The sequence below is a fragment of the Kocuria rosea genome, assembly GCF_006094695.1.
GTDB lineage: Bacteria > Actinomycetota > Actinomycetes > Actinomycetales > Micrococcaceae > Kocuria > Kocuria rosea.
In genome coordinates, this window is sequence record NZ_CP035103.1 from 2,196,561 (window position 1) to 2,211,615 (window position 15,055).

Consider the following 15,055-nt stretch of genomic DNA (forward strand, 5'->3'; position numbering starts at 1 on the left):
CGGGGCGGGGCTGCGGGCTACAGCCAGCCGGGGGCGACCATCACGGCCCAGACCAGCAGCGGGCCGATGACGACGACGCCGGTGGCGTAGACGAGGATCTTCTTGTAGAAGACGTCGCGGTCCACGTCGGCGGGGGCGTTGGCCAGCACGAGCGCCCCGTTGGTGGAGAACGGGGAGACGTCGACGATGGTCGAGGCCACGGCCAGGGCGCAGATCAGCCCGGTGGCCCCGACCTCGCCCGCGAGCAGGAAGGGCACGGCCAGGGGGATGAGCGCCGCGAGGATGGCGGTCGAGGAGGCGAAGGCGGAGACGACGGCGCCGATGTAGCAGATCAGCAGCGCCGCCAGCAGCGGCATCCCCAGGCCGGCCACGCCGTTGGAGACGTACTCGATGGTGCCCGCCTCCTGCAGCACGCCGACGAAGGTGAGCATGCCGCCGAGCAGGAGCACGGTGGACCAGTCGATCTTGTTGACCGCGCCCTTCTGCGCCTTCGGGGAGACCAGGGCCAGGACGACGGCGACGGTGATGGCCACGAAGCCCACGTCCACGCCGAAGCCCAGGGCGACGACGGCCAGCACGACCAGGCCCAGGATGGTGGCGGCCTGCGGGAGCAGTCCGTCCCTGCCCTCGCGCCGGACCGGGGGCTCGGAGGATCCGGCCGGGTCACGGGGACCGTACATGCCCGAGCCGAAGCCCTTGAAGTCCACGTCCCGGTCCCCGGCGTGCCCGGCGGCGACCCGGCTGCGGGACAGGCGGGCCTCGGAGGCCCGCTCCACGAAGTCCTCGGCACGGGTCGAGACGAGGCCGCGCCCGCCGAGGGTCACGAAGAGGCCCACGGCGATCAGCAGGTTGAAGACCAGGCTGGAGAGGAACACCGCGATGGGGCTGACGTCCAGGCCGGCCCCGGCGACGATGCCGTTGACGGTCACTCCGTAGACGGAGATCGGCGAGAAGCCGCCGCCCTGGGCGCCGTGGATGACCATCATGCCCATCATCAGGGGATTGATCTTGTACTTGGCGGCGAAGCTCAGCGCGATCGGGGCGATGATCGCCACGGCGGCCGGGGACAGGGCGCCCACGGCGGTGATCACGGCAGTGATGAAGAACATGATCCACGGGATCAGCGCGACCCGGCTGCCCACCAGTTTCACCGCCGCCTGCACGAGCAGGTCCACGGTGCCGTTCTTCTGGGCGATGGCGAACAGATAGGTCACCCCCACGATGGTGAGGAACAGCCCGCCGGGGAACGCCTCGAGGATCTGGTCGGTGTCCATCCCGAGGACGAACACCCCCAGCACGAACGCGCCCACGAAGGCCAGCGCCCCCATGTTGACGGGCAGGACGGTGGCCACGACGAACATCGCGGCCAGGATGATGATGGAGAGCACTTCTGGGCCCATGGGTCTTCCTTCGGACGAGGACGGTCCCGCCGGTGAGGGTGGAGCTCCTGCGGGAACAGTGGTGTGGATCACACCGCCAGTTTTGGACTAGCCAATAGGGCACTAGGGGTCCTTGTCAATCGTTGGGCTAGCATAGGGGCCGGACGCCACTGGGTGGTGCCGCGCCGCCGGGACGCTCCGGCGCCGTGCGACCGGGGAGGACGGACATGGCAGGGCCCAACAGGATCGACCGGGTGGAACGCCCTCGACTCTACGAGCAGGTGGTGGAGCGGCTGCTGGACCACGTCATCCAGGACCGGCTCGAGACCGGCGACCGGCTCCCCCCGGAGCGGGACCTCGCCGACAGCCTGGGCGTCTCCCGGGCCACCGTCGCCCAGGCCCTGGTGGCCCTGGAGGTGCTCGGGGTGATCGACGTGCAGCACGGCAGCGGGGCGGTGCTGCGCTACCGGCCCTCCAGCGCCGTGGTGCTGCGGGGACTGCGCGAGCACGCCGATCGGCTGCCGGACATCGTCGACGCCCGCAGCGCCGTGGAGACCAAGATCGCCGCCCTGGCCGCGGCCCGGCGCACCCCCGAGGACCTGTCCGCCATCGAGCACGCCCTGGCGCTCATGGCGCAGGACATCGCCGGCGGCGGCCGCGGGCTGGAGGGCGACGAGCTGTTCCACGCCGCGGTCACCGCCGCCGCCCACTCCTCGGTCCTGGCCCGGATGATGACCGAGATCTCCGGACTCGTGCGGGAGACCCGCATCGAGTCCCTGAGCCAGCAGGGCCGCCCCGAACGGTCCCTGGAGTCCCACCGGACGATCGTGGACGCCATCCGCGACCGGGAGCCCGAGCGGGCGGCCCGCGCGATGGCCGAGCACATCGAGCTCGTCTCCGACGTCGCGGTGCTCCGCCCCGAGTGAGGGCCCCGGTCGGCCGTTGCCCGCGCCTGCCGATAAGCTGGCGCACATGACCACCGACCTCGCCGTCATCGCGTTTGCCCAGAATCCGGACCCTGAGGCCCGTGAGCGCATCCTCACCCTCGTGCAGGACGCCGGCGCCGAGGTCGAGCGCTTCTCCACGGTGCGGGTCACCGGCCCCGGTTCGGCCGGGCCGGACTCGGAGGTCCCCGGCTACAACGCCTTCACCGCGCTCGTGCACGGCTCCGACGCGACCGCCCTGCTCGCCGCCCTGCGCCCCGACCCGCTGACCCAGATGCTGCCGGGCGTGGACGTCAACGTGGTGCCGACCACCCTCTTCGACCCCGGGCGCAAGAAGCTGCTCATCATGGACGTCGACTCCACGCTCATCCAGCAGGAGGTGGTGGACATGCTCGCCGCCCACGCGGGGCGCGAGGCCGAGGTCGCCGCCGTGACCCGGGCGGCCATGCTCGGGGAGCTGGACTTCGCCGAGTCCCTGCTCGCGCGCGTCGAGACCCTCGCCGGGCTGCCCGCGTCCGTGCTCGACGAGGTCCTGGCCGCGGTCCGGCTCTCCCCCGGCGCGGACGTGCTCGTCAAGGCCTTCCTGCGGGAGGGGCACGCCGTGGCGGCGGTCTCCGGCGGCTTCCTGGGCGTCCTCACCCCGCTCGCCGAGCAGCTGCGGCTCACCCGGCACGCGGCCAACACCCTCGAGGTCGTCGACGGCACGCTCACCGGCAGGGTGCTCGGCGAGGTCGTGGACCGCACCGTCAAGGAGCGGTGCCTGCGGACCTGGGCCGAGGAGCTCGACGTCGCCCCCGAGGACGTCATCGCCGTGGGCGACGGCGCCAACGACCTCGACATGCTCACGGCCGCCGGGCTCGGCGTGGCCTACAACGCCAAGCCCGCCCTGCGCGCGGCCGCCGACGCCCAGGTCAACCTGCCGAACCTCGACGCGGTCCGGTTCTTCGCCGACCTCTGATCCCCCGCCCCCGCCGGGACCCCGCTCCCGGCGGCCGACCCGGGTCGTAGAGTGGGATGCAGCACGCGCGGCCCTCGAGCACGAGACCGCGCCCGGCCCCGAGGAGAGACAGTGACGGCACCCGGTGCGCCCCGGCAGCGCCCCGGCTTCCTGGCCCGGATGATGCTGCTGCACCTCGCCGTGGTGACCCTCGTCGTCGCCCTGTGCGGGGGCGTCTACGCCTGGCTGACCTACGAGCGGCTGGGCCGCGACGCCGAGGGCCAGGCGCTGTCCATCGCCCGGTCGGTCGCCGCCGACGACGACGTCCGCGCGGGCGTGGCGGACCTGCTCGACGCCGGTCCCGCGGACCTCGACCCGGAGGTGCTGTCCGGGGGCGCCCTGCAGACCGCCGCGGAGGAGGTCCGCGACCGCACGGAGTCCCTCTTCGTGGTGATCACCGACGACACCGGGCTGCGGCTCTCCCACCCCAATCCCGAGCAGCTGGGCCGGCCCGTCAGCACGGACCCCACCGAGGCCCTGGCCGGGCGGGAGGTCACGAGCCAGGAGCGCGGCACCCTGGGGCGCTCCGCCCGGGCCAAGGTCCCGGTGTACGCCCCGGGTACGGACGCCGCCGTGGTGGGCGCCGTCAGCGTGGGGATCTCCCGCACGGACATGCTCGCCACCCTGCGGGAGGACATCACCCCCGTGGCCGCCACCGCCGTGGGCGCCCTCGGCCTCGGCGCGGCCGCCTCCGCGGCGATCGCGCGCCGGCTCAAGCGCCTCACCCTCGGCCTGGAGCCCGAGGAGATCGCCACGCTCGCCCAGGACCAGGAGGCGGTGCTGCGCGGGGTCGACGAAGGCGTCATCGGCATCTCCCCCGAGCACCGCATCACCGTGGTCAACGCCGAGGCGGGACGGCTGCTGGGTGTGGCGGAGCCCGCCCGGCTCGTGGGGACCCCGCTGGCCGAGGCGGGCCTGCCGGCGTCCTTCGCGGCGCTGCTCGCCGCGGCGACCCCCGCGTCCCCGGCCGTGGAGCAGGTCGTCGGCCGGCACGTGCTGATCCTCTCCGCCCGCGCCGTCCGGCCCGACCGCCCGGGCCTGCCCCCGCTGGGCTGGGTGGTCCTGATCCGGGACCGCACCGAGCTGCAGTCCCTGACCCGCCAGCTCGACGCCGTCGGCGCCCTCAGCACCGCCCTGCGCGCCCAGCGCCACGAGTTCGCCAACCGCCTGCACACCATCGCGGGGCTGCTCGCGATCGGCGACGCCGAGGAGGCCCGCCGGTACGTGGCCGAGGTCACCGAGACCGGCCCCCTCAGCTACCCCGCCGAGGGGGCCCAGCTGCTGCGCGACCCCTACCTGCAGGCGTTCCTGGGGGCCAAGAGCGTCGAGGCCGCCGAGCGCGGCGTGAGCCTGCGCATCGGCGCCGACACCCTCGTCCGCGGCCGCATCACGGACCCGCAGGACGTCACCACCGTGATCGGCAGCCTCGTGGACAACGCCGTCCGCGCCGCCGTCCAGGGCGCGGCGGGAGACCGCTGGGTCGAGGTCGAGCTGCTCGACGACTGGACCGGCGGGGAGGGCACCCTGCACCTCGTCGTGGCCGACTCCGGCGACGGGCTCCCCGTGGCGGACCCCGAGCCGATCTTCGCCCAGGGCTGGTCCACCGCCGTTCCCGCCGGCGGATCCGGGGACGAGGGCGCAGCGCCGTTCGCCGTGCTGCCCGACGTCCACGGCCAGGGCTTCGGCCTGTCCCTGAGCCGGGAGCTGGCCCGCCGGCGCGGCGGAGAGGTGTGGGTGGCCGATCCCGGACGCCCCGGCGGGCCGGGAGCCGTCTTCTGCGCCCGCCTGCCCGGTACCGTGGTCCGCGACCCCGGGCCCGGGGCCGACGTCGGCGGCGAACGGTCCGCCGGCAGATCAGGAGGTGCAGGATGAGCGACGACCTGGTGGTCCTCGTGGTCGACGACGACTTCCACGTGGGACGGCTGCACGCCGGCTTCGTCAACGCCGTGCCGGGCTTCACGGCGCTGACCCCCGTGGGCACCGCCGAGCAGGCGATGCGCACCGTCCACGCCCACCAGCCCGACCTCGTGCTGCTGGACGTCTACCTGCCCGACGCGCTCGGCCTGGACCTGCTGCGGGCCCTCGACGTGGACGTCATCATGCTCACCGCGGCGGCCGACCCGGCCTCCGTGCGGACCGCCGTCCGCCGCGGCGCGCTCGCCTACCTCATCAAGCCGTTCCCGAACGAGCGGCTGGCGCGCACCCTGCGGGCCTACGCCCGGTACCGCCGGCTGCTCACCGACCGGGACGCGCTGACACAGGAGACCGTGGACCGCGCCCTGCACGCCCTGCACCCGGGCGAGACCGCCTCCCCCGGCGAGCGCACCCGGTCCGCGACGGAGGGCTCGGTCCTGGCGGCCCTGGAGGCCGGGGTGCCCCTCTCGGCCGCGGAGATCGCCCGGAAGGTCGGCATCTCCCGGGCCACCGCCCAGCGCTACCTCTCCGCACTGGCCGAGGACGGGTCGGTCGAGATCCAGCTCCGCTACGGGAGCACGGGCCGCCCGGAGCACCGCTACGGGCCCGCGGCCTCCTGATCCCAGGTTCATGCTCAGGGCCGGTCCCTAGACTGCCCGCCATGGCGAGCAGGGTGCGACCGGAACCACAGGACCAGTGTCTCTCCTGGCCGGACGAGATCTGCGGCGACCCGGTGGCGGAGCGGGCGAGGCTGTTCGCGCTGAATTTACGGGCGGCCGCGGGGTCCCGGACGCTGCGGGAGCTCGGGGCGCTCACCGGTGTCGACCACACGGCGCTGTCCCGGATCCTGGACGGGCACGTCTGGCCGGACGGGTACACCATCGCCCGCCTCGAGGTGCGGCTGGGGGTCAGCCTGTGGCCCCCCTACGAGGAGTGATCCGCACCGCCCGGGCACGGCCGCCGCGCCCAGGCCGGGACGGTCCCGGGGCCGGTCAGGGCGCGGTCAGGTCCAGCCAGTAGGTGTCGCTCTGCTCGTCGTGGTGCAGCAGCCGCTCCAGCGGTCCGGCGTAGGCGTCCAGGGCGCGGCCCACGAGCTCGCGCACGTCCCGCGCGGCGACCGTGACGGTGCCGCCGAGCTCGTCGTCGGCCGTCTCGCGCACCACCACGACCCGGCCCGGGTCGCCCCAGACGTAGTCGCCCGCGGCGTCGCGCAGGGCGTCGACGAAGAACTCCTGGTCACCGTCGTGACCGAGCACGTCCAGGCGCACCGCGTCGGGGTGGCGGCGCGCCAGCTCGGCGGCCACCAGGCGCAGCAGCTTCCGGGCGTAGCTGCGCCGGGCCCGGTCGAGGGCCTCCTCGGCGGCTTGGAGCACGTGGTCGGGGGTCAGGACAGTGGTGGTCACAGGCATGCAGTGTATGTGTGCGGAAGCAACGAGGGTGGGCGCCACCCCGGTCGCGCCGCCGGACCGGCCCGCCCCCGCGCACCGCCCCACGGTCTCGGGCAGAATGACCGCATGATCGACGCCCACCTGCACGTGGTCGACCCGCGGTTCCCGCTGGTACCCAACCAGGGGTACCTGCCGCCGACCTTCACGGTCGGGGACTACCGGCGCAGGGTCCGGGAACTGGGCGTGGCGGGCGGGGCCGTGGTCAGCGGCTCCTTCCAGGGCCACGCCCAGGAGTGGCTGCGCTCGGCGCTGGCGGAGCTCGGCCCCGGATTCGTCGGCGTGACCCAGCTGCCGCCCGCCGTCCCGGACGAGCAGGTGCGCGAGCTCCACGGGGCCGGGGTGCGGGCGGTGCGCTTCACCCTCCGCCGCGGCGCCGACGCGGACCCTGCCGGCATCGAGCGGCTCGCCCGGCGGGTGCACGACCTCGCCGGGTGGCACGCCGAGTTCTACGCGGACGCCGCCGCGCTGGAGCACCTCGCCCCCGTGCTGCGGCGCCTGCCGCGGGCCGGCGTCGACCACCTCGGCATGAGCGCGGCGGGGCTGCCGCGGCTGCTCGAGCTCGTCGAGCGGGGCGTGAAGGTCAAGGCCACGGGGTTCGGGCGCGTCGACCTCGACGTGCCGGACGCGCTGCGCCGGATCCACGCCGTGGACCCGACCGCCCTGCTCTTCGGCACCGATCTGCCGAGCACCCGGGCGGAGCGCCCGTTCCGGGACGCGGACGTCGCGCTGGTCGCCGAGACCCTGGGCGCCGGCGCCGCGGCGGCCGTGCTGCACGACAACGCCGCGGCCTGGTACGGGCTGCCGCGCGCGGCGGCGGAGAGCGGCTACTCCGGCCACACCTGCCGGTCCGGGCCCTCCAGGACGTAGCGCAGCTCCACGGCGCCGCCCTCGAAGTGGGTGGTGCGCTGGAGCCGCAGGTCGCGCGCCGCTGCGGTCGGCAGGACGGGATGTCCTCCGCCCAGCACGATCGGCATGTAGGTCAGCCACAGCTCGTCGAGCAGACCGGCGTCCGCGAACTGGGCCGCGAGCTTCCCGCCGCCCACCACCCACAGGTTCCGCTCGCCCGCGGCGGCGACCAGGGCCTCGGCGTGCATCGTGACCGGTCCGCTGACGAACGTCAGGTCCGCTCCCGCCGGCCGCGGCAGCTCGCGGTGGGTGAAGACCCAGACCGGCAGGTCCCCGTAGGCCCAGTCCCCCTGGTCGAGGACGAACTCGTACGTGCTCGCGCCCATCGCGAGCGCGCCGACGTCGGCCAGGAACGCGTCGTAGTGCTCCTGATAGGCCTCGAAGCCGTACTGCAGCAGCCAGTCGAGGTGGTTCTCCCGGTCGGCGATGTACCCGTCGGCGCTGGCCGCCACGTAGTACTGCGTTCTGCTCATGCGCACCAGGTTACGCAGCCCTCCGGCGGCTTCCCAGGGTTGCTTCCCCCGCGCCGCGGACGGCGTCATGATGGGAGCATCGACCGATCGACGCGGAAGGCCCGGCCATGCCCATGCTGCTCAATCCCTACTTCTCGTTCCGGGACACGGCCGAGGAGGCGATGACCTTCTACCGCTCCGTGTTCGGCGGGGAGCTGTCGGTCAGCCGGTTCAGCGAGTACGGCGCCAGCGACGACCCGGCGGAGCAGGACAAGGTGATGCACTCGATGCTCACCACCGGGACCGGCATGGTCCTGATGGCCGCCGACACCCCGAACAGCATGGACCTGACCGTCGGCGACAACGTCTCGGTCTCCGTGAGCGGGGACGACGAGTCCGTGATGCGCGGCTGGTGGGAGGCACTGGGCGCGGGCGGGACCGTCACGATGCCGCTCGAGGAGGCCCCCTGGGGCGGTCTGTTCGGGATGTGCACCGACCGGTTCGGCATCCACTGGATGTTCAGCGTCGGCGACGCCGGCTCCTGACGCGCCCCGCGCCGCCCGACCCGAGAAGGAGCGTCCCATGCGCATCACCCACACCAGCGTCTTCGTCGACGACCAGCAGCAGGCGCTGCTGTTCTACACCGGCAAGCTCGGCTTCATGGTCAAGCACGACGTCCCCGCCGGCGGCGCCCGCTGGCTCACCCTGGTCTCGCCCCAGGCGCCCGAGGGCGTCGAGCTGGTGCTCGAGCCCTCCGAGCACCCCGCCGTGGGGCCGTTCAAGGCCGCGCTCGTGGCCGACGGCATCCCGTTCACGAGCTTCGGGGTCAAGGACGTGCGGGCGGAGTACGAGCGGCTGCGCGAGCGCGGGGTGCACTTCGTCCAGGAGCCCACGGTCTCGGGCCCGTACACCACCGCGGTGCTCGACGACACCTGCGGCAACCTCATCCGGATCGCGAGCCCCCACCCCGGGTGAGGCCCGTCCGGCGGGGATCAGTCCCGGGCCCGGAGCTGCTCGGCGAGCGGCCGGTAGTGCCCGGACATCGCAGGGTGGTAGTCCCGGGCGAAGTCGACGGCGTCCGGGTCCCCGCCGGTCTCGGCGGCCACGAGCCGGTCCAGGTAGTACTCCCAGCCGGGCCCCACCGACTCCACCTCGTCGGGGTCCGGGTACCGGTGGGTGAGCCGCAGGACGGTGGTGCCGTCCTCGTCCTGGAGGTCGAGGTCCACGCGCCAGGCGTCGGCCGCCGTGCCCAGGGTGAGCGCCAGGTGCCGGGGCGGGTCGCAGCGGCGGATCAGCAGGGGCTCGGGCTCGTCCAGGTCCTCGACCGTCAGCAGCACCTCGACGCGCCCGGTGGCCGGGTCACCGCTCCACGTCCCGTACCACCGGGCCAGCCGGGCGGGGTCCGTCACCGCGGCCCAGACCTCCTCGACGGGGGCGCGGAACGTGCGGGTGAGGACGAGGTGACCGCCGGGGTCGAGGCGTCCGGTGGGCTGTGGGGTCATGGTGGCTCCTCGCTCGGCTCCGCACCGCGCGGAGGTGCTCCTGGCCGAGGCGCGATCGGCCTCGTGCCGTGGAGTCCATGATTAGCACCCCCGGAGGCCGGACGGCGTCACATTGCGGACGGTTTCGCGCCGCCGCGGGCTCCGGTGGCGGCAGGGACGGCGGCGGGGCGGTCACCCGGGAGGGCGCCCGCCCCGCCGTCGTCGGGGGCCGTGGGCCTAGCGGCGACCGGCCTTCGCCAGGAAGTCGTCAGCGCCGCCGACGAGCTCGACGTGCCCGGTGGGGACGTCCGCGGTGACCATGCGGGCGATCTCCTCGGCGAACTCCTGCACGGAGTAGAGCTTGCCGGCGGCCTCGCGGCGCTCCTCGAGCGCCCCCGGACGGGCCCGGTTGAGCAGGGTCGCGGTCACGGTGCCCTCGATCATGTCGCCGGAGACCACCACGAACGTGATGCCCTTCCCGGTCAACTCCGGGATGCGGGCGGTGAGGGCGTCCTCACCGGCGCGCTTGGACCTGGCGACCTCCACGTACTCCGGCATGGTCTCGACGTCGTTGATGAAGTGCGCCTGGTGGCTGGTCACGAAGACCACGCGCCCGCCCTCGGGCAGGTGCTCCAGCGCGGCGCTGAGGGTGTCGTTCTGCGCGTCCCGGTTGAGCTTGAGCGCGTAGTCCTCACCGAGGTCCGTCTCCATGCCGCCGGAGGCGTTGAGCACGAGCACGTCCACCCCGCCGAAGGCCTCCACGGCGCGGGCGAACAGGTTGCGGACGTCCTCGGGCTCGGTCATGTCCGCCTGGACGGCGATGGCCTTCCCGCCGGCCGCCTCGATCTCCTTGACGACCTTGTTGGCGCGGGGCGCCTTCTGCCGGTAGTTGACGACCACGTTGGCGCCCTCCCCGGCCAGCAGCTTCGCGGTGTCGGCGCCGACGCCGCGCGAGGACCCGGTGACGACGGCGGTCTTGCCTGCAAGTGAACTCATGGTGCTCCTTCGGTGGAACGTGCGGGGATCAGGGGGCGGCGGGGCTCAGTGGCCCATGCCGAGGCCGCCGTCCACGGGGATGACGGCGCCGGAGATGTACTTCGCCTCGTCGGAGGCGATCCAGCGCACGACGGCGGCGACCTCCTCCGGCTCGGCGAACCGGCCGGCCGGGATCGAGGCGAGGTAGTTCTTCTGGGTGTCCTCCGGCAGCGCCGCGGTCATCTCCGTGTTGATGAACCCGGGGGCGACGACGTTGGCGGTCACGTTGCGCCCGCCCAGCTCCCGGGTGATCGACCGGGCGATGCCGACCAGGCCGGCCTTGGACGCGGCGTAGTTGACCTGCCCGGGCGAGCCGTAGAGCCCGACCACGGAGGAGATGAGGACCACGCGCCCGCGCTTGAGGCGCATGAATCCCTTGGCGGCGCGCTGCACCACGCGGAACGCGCCGGTGAGGTTGGTGTCCACGACGTCCTGGAAGTCCTGCTCCTTCATCCGCAGCAGCAGGGTGTCCCGGGTGATCCCGGCGTTGGCCACGACGACCTCGACCGGGCCGAACTCGGCCTCGACGGCCTTGTACGCGGCGTCGATCGACGCGGAGTCGGTGACGTCGGCCTGCACCGCGAAGAAGCCCTCGGGCGCCTCGCCGGAGCGGTAGGTGACGGCCACGTTGTCCCCGGCGTCCTGGAACGCTTGGGCGATGGCCCGTCCGATCCCGCGGTTGCCGCCGGTCACGAGGACGGTGCGGGGGGCCGGGCTGCGCTGCTCGTCTGCCATGGGAAGAGGGCCTTTCGGTCGTGGGTCGCGGGTGCGCGGCACGCCGGTCGGCGCCGGCCCGCGGGGAAATCCCCCCAATCGTACCGGTCGCCGCGGGCGACCGGACGGCAGCCCCGGAGGACCGCCTTCTCGATGTCGGACCCCGGTGAGATACTTGATCGTCTGTTGGGAGGACCATGAGCAAGCGCTATCTCACGACCGGCGAGGCCGCCGGCCAGGACGACGTCCACTCCATCACCGCCACCGCGGAGCCGCACACGCAGGACATGGGCCACCGGATGAAGGTCTACAGCATCCAGATGGGCCTGCGCATCGTGTGCCTCATCGTGTTCGTCGCGGTCGACAACATCTGGGTGCGCGGCGTCGCGATCCTGGGCGTGGCCGTGCTGCCGTGGATGGCGGTGCTGCTGGCCAACAGCAACGACCGCTCCGCCCGGACGAGCCAGTACTACGAGCCGCCCGCCGCGCCGGCGCTGGCCGCCGCCCCCGAGCCGCGGCCGCCGGCCGCGCCCCTGGCGATCGACTTCGTGCTCGAGGGCGAGTTCGTCGCCGGGCACCGCGAGGACGACCCCGTCCCGGACGGCCGCGGGAGCACGACCGCTCCCAGCGGGGACCCGGCTTCCTCCGCTACTGTCGAGGACGACACCACCCGGCGCCGCGGAGCGGCCTGAGCCCGCCGCGGGCCGTACCGGGATCCGCCGAAGACCCTGAGGAGCACGACCGCCGTGGAGTTCGACCTGCTCGGATCGCTGTCCCCGCGAGGCGCCGACGCTCCCCCGGTCGGGCCCGACACCCCGCAGTGCTCCCGCAAGGGCTGCCGTGCGGACGCCGCGTGGCAGATCCGCTGGAACAACCCGCGCATCCACGCCCCGGAGCGCCGCAAGACGTGGCTGGCGTGCCCCGAGCACCGCGGCGACCTCGAGCAGTTCCTCGGCGCGCGCGGCTTCTGGAAGGACACCGTCCCCCTCGCCGACGCCGGCCCCGCGCAGGAGCGCCGGGGATGAACGACTACCGTTTCCTGCTCAGCGGCAAGTGGCTCGGCTTCTTCCTTCTCGCCTGCGCCGCCGCCGTGGTCTCGGTGTACCTGGGCGGCTGGCAGATGGACCGCAACGACCACCTGGTCGGCGAGAACGCCAAGATCACGCAGAACTACCGCGCCGAGCCCCTGACCGGTGCGGCCGCCGCCGAGCAGTTCGCCGTCCACGACGAGCGCCTCACCTGGCACCCCGTCGAGCTCACGGGCGAGTACCTGCCCGAGGACCAGGTGCTGGTCCGCAACAGGCCGCAGGACGGACGCGTCGGCTACGAGGTGCTCGTCCCGTTCCGCACGCAGGACGGGGACGTCGTGGTCCTCGACCGCGGCTGGATCCCCACGGGTGAGGCGGCCAACGGGATGCCGGACGAGGTGCCGGCCCCGCCCGCCGGCCGGGTGACGGTCACCGCCCGGCTCCAGCCCGGGGAGCCGTCCGTCAGCCGCGGCGCCCCCGCGGGCCAGATTGCCTCGATCGACCTCGAGGAGCTGCGCGAGCGCTGGGACCGGCCGATCGGGACGGCGGCCTACGGCGAGGTCCTCGCCGAGGCCCCGGCCCCCGCGGCGGCCCCCGCGCCGGCTCCGGAGCCGGAGATCGACTCCGGGCCGCACCTGTCCTACTCGTTGCAGTGGTACGCGTTCGCGGCGCTGTTCTTCGTGGCCTGGGGCTACGCCGCCCGGCAGCAGGCCCGCAACGACGCCTGGGACCGCCAGTTCGCCCAGGAGATGGAGCGTCGGCTCGCACGGTTCTACGACGAGGACGGCAACTACATCGGCGAGGGCGACGAGGAGCTCGTCGTCCGCCAGCTCGAGATGGCCGACGACATGCCGGCCCACCTCAAGTCGCTCATGCGCCCCCGGCCGCAGCGCCGGCGCTCCGGCCCCACGTGGGAGGACGAGGAGGACGCGATGCTGGACGCCCTGGAGCGCGAGCACACCTCCGCCGCCCGCGACTGACGTCGCGAGGGGCGCCCGCCGTCAGGCGAGGGAGATGAGGTCCTGGTACTCCTGGCTCCACAGGTCCTCGGTGCCGTCGGGCAGGATCACCACGCGCTCGGGGTCCAGCGCCTCGACCGCGCCCTCGTCGTGGGAGACGAGCACGACCGCGCCCTCGTAGGTGCGCAGCGCGTTGAGGATCTCCCGGCGGGAGGCCGGGTCCAGGTTGTTGGTCGGCTCGTCGAGCAGCAGCACGTTGGCGGAGGAGGCCACGAGGGTCGCCAGCGCCAGGCGGGTCTTCTCGCCGCCGGAGAGCACCCCGGCCGGCTTGGACACGTCGTCGCCCTGGAACAGGAACGAGCCCAGGACGTTGCGGACCTCCGTGTCGGCGAGGTCCGGGGCGGCGGAGCGCATGTTCTCCAGCACCGTCCGGTCCGGGTCCAGGGTGTCGTGCTCCTGGGCGAAGTAGCCGAGCTTGAGGCCGTGCCCCGGGACCACCTCACCGGTGTCCGGCTGGGCCTCCCCTGCCAGCATCCGCAGCAGCGTGGTCTTGCCGGCGCCGTTGAACCCGAGGATGACCACCCGGGAGCCCCGGTCGATGGCCAGGTCCACGTCGTTGAAGATCTCGAGCGAGCCGTAGGACTTGGACAGGTCTCGGGCGGTCAGCGGGGTCTTGCCGCAGTCGGCGGGCTTCGGGAAGCGGATGTTCGCGACCTTGTCCGCCTGGCGCTCGCCCTCGAGGCCGTTCATGAGCCGCTCGGCGCGCTTGATCATCTGCTGGGCGGCCACGGCCTTGCTGGCCTTGGCGCGCATCTTGTTGGCCTGGTCCATCAGCGCGGTGGCCTTCTTCTCCGCGTTGGCGTACTCGCGCTTGCGGCGGTGGGCGTCCTGCTCGCGCTGCAGCAGGTAGTTCTTCCAGCCCATGTTGTACAGGTCGATGACGCAGCGGTTGGCGTCCAGGTACAGGACCTTGTTGACCACCATCTCCATCAGCTCCACGTCGTGGCTGATCACCAGCAGCCCGCCCTGGAAGTTCTTCAGGAAGTCCCGCAGCCACACCACGGAGTCGGCGTCCAGGTGGTTGGTGGGCTCGTCGAGGAGCATGATGTCGGCGTCCGAGAACAGGATGCGGGCCAGCTCCACGCGACGGCGCTGCCCGCCGGAGAGGGTGCGCAGCGGCTGGTCGAGGATCCGCTCGGGCAGGTCCAGGTTGGACGTGATCGTCGCGGCCTCGGACTCCGCGGCGTAGCCGCCGCCGGCGAGGAACTCCGACTCGAGCCGGTCGTAGCCGCGCATGGCCTTGCTGCGCACGGCGTCGTCCTCGGAGGCCATGTCCTGCTCCGCCTGGCGCAGGCGGGCGACGACGCCCGCGAGGTTGCGGGCGGAGAGGATGCGGTCCCGGGCCAGCTGCTCCATGTCCTCGACCTTGGGGTCCTGCGGGAGGTAGCCGATGGCCCCGGTGCGCGTGACCGTCCCGCCCGCGGGCAGGGTCTCCCCGGCGAGGACCTTGGTCATCGTGGTCTTGCCGGCGCCGTTGCGCCCGACCAGGCCGATCTTGTCCCCCTTGTCCACCCGGAAGTTGACCTCGTCCATGAGCAGCCGCGCACCGGCACGCAGTTCGAGGTTCTGGACAGTGATCACGGAGGAGACCTTTCGGGAGGCAGTGGTGAGGAGTGGGTGCCCTGACCGGGCAACCTGTCCATTCTACCGGTCCCCGTTCCGCGGCGGCACCCCGCGCAGCGGGCCGGGTCCGCGTTCTTGCTCACGTGCCGGACGGGCGCCTTCTCCGGGGCATCTT

Annotated in this window: 18 protein-coding genes; 11 read left to right on the top strand and 7 right to left on the bottom strand. The window is 73.3% G+C overall.

Going from position 1 to position 15,055, the window contains the following annotated elements:
• Nucleotides 1–17: 17 nt before the first annotated feature.
• Complete coding sequence (locus EQG70_RS10215; protein WP_109244218.1) at nt 18–1,400, bottom strand: SLC13 family permease; 1,383 nt, start codon at nt 1,398–1,400, stop codon at nt 18–20.
• A gap of 206 nt (nt 1,401–1,606) precedes the next feature.
• On the opposite strand from EQG70_RS10215, the gene EQG70_RS10220 reads away from it, so the two are divergent.
• From EQG70_RS10220 to EQG70_RS10240, 5 genes are all read left to right on the top strand, one after another.
• Complete coding sequence (locus EQG70_RS10220) at nt 1,607–2,305, top strand: FadR/GntR family transcriptional regulator (RefSeq protein WP_017834350.1); 699 nt, start codon at nt 1,607–1,609, stop codon at nt 2,303–2,305.
• Between the two features lie 46 nt (nt 2,306–2,351).
• Nucleotides 2,352–3,281, top strand: coding sequence for a phosphoserine phosphatase SerB (gene serB, locus EQG70_RS10225; protein WP_017834351.1), 930 nt, complete (start codon nt 2,352–2,354; stop codon nt 3,279–3,281).
• A 111-nt stretch (nt 3,282–3,392) separates the two neighbouring features.
• Nucleotides 3,393–5,192, top strand: coding sequence for a sensor histidine kinase (locus EQG70_RS10230; RefSeq protein ID WP_109268956.1), 1,800 nt, complete (start codon nt 3,393–3,395; stop codon nt 5,190–5,192).
• Nucleotides 5,189–5,854 (top strand): response regulator, encoded by a 666-nt coding sequence (locus EQG70_RS10235; protein WP_017834353.1) that lies wholly within the window; start codon nt 5,189–5,191, stop codon nt 5,852–5,854. Before EQG70_RS10230 ends, EQG70_RS10235 begins: the two co-directional genes overlap by 4 nt.
• Before the next feature lie 41 nt (nt 5,855–5,895).
• Entirely contained in the window at nt 5,896–6,171 is a 276-nt protein-coding gene (locus EQG70_RS10240; RefSeq protein WP_095651514.1) for a helix-turn-helix domain-containing protein, read from the top strand.
• Between the two features lie 55 nt (nt 6,172–6,226).
• Here the strand turns inward: EQG70_RS10240 and EQG70_RS10245 are convergent, their stop codons facing one another.
• On the bottom strand, nt 6,227–6,637 hold the full coding sequence (locus tag EQG70_RS10245; RefSeq protein WP_017834355.1) for a hypothetical protein: 411 nt from the start codon (nt 6,635–6,637) through the stop codon (nt 6,227–6,229).
• A 111-nt stretch (nt 6,638–6,748) separates the two neighbouring features.
• Between EQG70_RS10245 and EQG70_RS10250 the strand changes: the two genes are divergently transcribed.
• On the top strand, nt 6,749–7,549 hold the full coding sequence (locus EQG70_RS10250; RefSeq protein WP_017834356.1) for an amidohydrolase family protein: 801 nt from the start codon (nt 6,749–6,751) through the stop codon (nt 7,547–7,549).
• Here EQG70_RS10250 and EQG70_RS10255 read toward each other — a convergent pair.
• Entirely contained in the window at nt 7,507–8,061 is a 555-nt protein-coding gene (locus EQG70_RS10255; RefSeq protein ID WP_244296542.1) for a dihydrofolate reductase family protein, read from the bottom strand. The genes EQG70_RS10250 and EQG70_RS10255 overlap by 43 nt on opposite strands.
• Nucleotides 8,062–8,168: 107 nt before the next feature.
• Between EQG70_RS10255 and EQG70_RS10260 the strand changes: the two genes are divergently transcribed.
• Together EQG70_RS10260 and EQG70_RS10265 are read left to right on the top strand one after the other, a co-directional pair.
• Nucleotides 8,169–8,585, top strand: a complete 417-nt coding sequence (locus tag EQG70_RS10260) for a VOC family protein (protein ID WP_109268955.1) — start codon at nt 8,169–8,171, stop codon at nt 8,583–8,585.
• Nucleotides 8,586–8,622: 37 nt separating this feature from the next.
• A complete protein-coding gene (locus EQG70_RS10265; protein WP_109244223.1) occupies nt 8,623–9,015 on the top strand; it encodes a VOC family protein in 393 nt (130 codons plus the stop codon).
• A gap of 17 nt (nt 9,016–9,032) precedes the next feature.
• Here EQG70_RS10265 and EQG70_RS10270 read toward each other — a convergent pair whose 3' ends face one another.
• From EQG70_RS10270 to EQG70_RS10280, 3 genes are all read right to left on the bottom strand, one after another.
• Nucleotides 9,033–9,542 carry an SRPBCC family protein gene (locus EQG70_RS10270; protein WP_109244224.1) on the bottom strand — a complete coding sequence of 170 codons (510 nt, stop codon included), beginning with the start codon at nt 9,540–9,542 and terminating at the stop codon, nt 9,033–9,035.
• Nucleotides 9,543–9,758: 216 nt separating this feature from the next.
• Complete coding sequence (locus EQG70_RS10275; protein ID WP_109268954.1) at nt 9,759–10,517, bottom strand: SDR family oxidoreductase; 759 nt, start codon at nt 10,515–10,517, stop codon at nt 9,759–9,761.
• A 45-nt stretch (nt 10,518–10,562) separates the two neighbouring features.
• The gene (locus EQG70_RS10280; RefSeq protein WP_017834285.1) at nt 10,563–11,291 is read right to left on the bottom strand and encodes a beta-ketoacyl-ACP reductase; all 729 of its coding nucleotides are present in this window, start codon (nt 11,289–11,291) and stop codon (nt 10,563–10,565) included.
• Nucleotides 11,292–11,467: 176 nt separating this feature from the next.
• On the opposite strand from EQG70_RS10280, the gene EQG70_RS10285 reads away from it, so the two are divergent.
• Genes EQG70_RS10285 through EQG70_RS10295 form a run of 3 tightly spaced genes read left to right on the top strand, consistent with a single transcriptional unit; the run spans nt 11,468 to nt 13,278 of the window.
• On the top strand, nt 11,468–11,962 hold the full coding sequence (locus EQG70_RS10285; protein ID WP_052132716.1) for a DUF3099 domain-containing protein: 495 nt from the start codon (nt 11,468–11,470) through the stop codon (nt 11,960–11,962).
• A 54-nt stretch (nt 11,963–12,016) separates the two neighbouring features.
• Nucleotides 12,017–12,295 (top strand): hypothetical protein, encoded by a 279-nt coding sequence (locus EQG70_RS10290; RefSeq protein WP_109268953.1) that lies wholly within the window; start codon nt 12,017–12,019, stop codon nt 12,293–12,295.
• Nucleotides 12,292–13,278 (top strand): SURF1 family cytochrome oxidase biogenesis protein, encoded by a 987-nt coding sequence (locus EQG70_RS10295; RefSeq protein WP_109268952.1) that lies wholly within the window; start codon nt 12,292–12,294, stop codon nt 13,276–13,278. The genes EQG70_RS10290 and EQG70_RS10295 overlap by 4 nt, the downstream gene beginning before the upstream one ends.
• 21 nt (nt 13,279–13,299) lie before the next feature.
• Here the strand turns inward: EQG70_RS10295 and abc-f are convergent, their stop codons facing one another.
• Nucleotides 13,300–14,898, bottom strand: a complete 1,599-nt coding sequence (abc-f, locus tag EQG70_RS10300) for a ribosomal protection-like ABC-F family protein (protein ID WP_017834289.1) — start codon at nt 14,896–14,898, stop codon at nt 13,300–13,302.
• Between the last annotated feature and the right edge of the window lie 157 nt (nt 14,899–15,055).

What these genes read in the sequence shown, in the direction of transcription:
- EQG70_RS10265 (WP_109244223.1), top strand. Translation starts at nt 8,623, where the DNA reads ATGCGCATCACCCACACCAGCGTCTTCGTCGACGACCAGCAGCAGGCG.
- EQG70_RS10240 (WP_095651514.1), top strand. Translation starts at nt 5,896, where the DNA reads ATGGCGAGCAGGGTGCGACCGGAACCACAGGACCAGTGTCTCTCCTGG.
- EQG70_RS10275 (WP_109268954.1), bottom strand. Translation starts at nt 10,517, where the DNA reads ATGAGTTCACTTGCAGGCAAGACCGCCGTCGTCACCGGGTCCTCGCGC.
- EQG70_RS10285 (WP_052132716.1), top strand. Translation starts at nt 11,468, where the DNA reads ATGAGCAAGCGCTATCTCACGACCGGCGAGGCCGCCGGCCAGGACGAC.
- EQG70_RS10280 (WP_017834285.1), bottom strand. Translation starts at nt 11,291, where the DNA reads ATGGCAGACGAGCAGCGCAGCCCGGCCCCCCGCACCGTCCTCGTGACC.
- EQG70_RS10255 (WP_244296542.1), bottom strand. Translation starts at nt 8,061, where the DNA reads ATGAGCAGAACGCAGTACTACGTGGCGGCCAGCGCCGACGGGTACATC.
- EQG70_RS10250 (WP_017834356.1), top strand. Translation starts at nt 6,749, where the DNA reads ATGATCGACGCCCACCTGCACGTGGTCGACCCGCGGTTCCCGCTGGTA.
- EQG70_RS10220 (WP_017834350.1), top strand. Translation starts at nt 1,607, where the DNA reads ATGGCAGGGCCCAACAGGATCGACCGGGTGGAACGCCCTCGACTCTAC.
- EQG70_RS10235 (WP_017834353.1), top strand. Translation starts at nt 5,189, where the DNA reads ATGAGCGACGACCTGGTGGTCCTCGTGGTCGACGACGACTTCCACGTG.
- EQG70_RS10295 (WP_109268952.1), top strand. Translation starts at nt 12,292, where the DNA reads ATGAACGACTACCGTTTCCTGCTCAGCGGCAAGTGGCTCGGCTTCTTC.
- EQG70_RS10260 (WP_109268955.1), top strand. Translation starts at nt 8,169, where the DNA reads ATGCCCATGCTGCTCAATCCCTACTTCTCGTTCCGGGACACGGCCGAG.
- EQG70_RS10270 (WP_109244224.1), bottom strand. Translation starts at nt 9,542, where the DNA reads ATGACCCCACAGCCCACCGGACGCCTCGACCCCGGCGGTCACCTCGTC.
- EQG70_RS10215 (WP_109244218.1), bottom strand. Translation starts at nt 1,400, where the DNA reads ATGGGCCCAGAAGTGCTCTCCATCATCATCCTGGCCGCGATGTTCGTC.
- serB (WP_017834351.1), top strand. Translation starts at nt 2,352, where the DNA reads ATGACCACCGACCTCGCCGTCATCGCGTTTGCCCAGAATCCGGACCCT.